This window comes from Streptomyces caelestis, assembly GCF_001279005.1.
Taxonomy (GTDB): domain Bacteria; phylum Actinomycetota; class Actinomycetes; order Streptomycetales; family Streptomycetaceae; genus Streptomyces; species Streptomyces heliomycini.
Genome location: NZ_LGCN01000099.1, coordinates 1 through 341 on the forward strand (window position 1 = coordinate 1; position 341 = coordinate 341).

The 341-nt window shown below is 71.6% G+C and carries 1 protein-coding gene; it reads right to left on the reverse strand.

Translation table 11 applies throughout. The annotated features are described in order from the left end of the window. Positions 1-341, reverse strand: a 341-nt coding sequence (locus ADK41_RS09930; protein ID WP_267883166.1) for a beta-ketoacyl synthase N-terminal-like domain-containing protein, incomplete at both ends; no start/stop codon positions are given.

Here is a 341-nt window from a genome sequence, read left to right on the forward strand (position 1 = left end):
ACCGCACTGCCCCGCACCACCGCCAGCACCCGATGACCATGGCGCCGCGCATCCGACAACCGCTCCAGCACCAGCACACCCACACCCTCGGACCAGCCGGCTCCGTCGGCGGTGTCGGAGAAGGCCTTGCAGCGTCCGTCGGCGGAGAGGGCTCCCTGCCGGGAGAACTCGACGAAGGCTGTGGGCGTGGCCATGACGGTGACGCCCCCGGCCACGGCGAGCGAGCACTCACCCGACCGCAGCGCCTGCGCCGCCCAGTGCAACGCCACCAACGACGACGAACACGCCGTGTCCACCGTCACCGCAGGACCCTCGAACCCGAACGTGTACGCCACACGGCC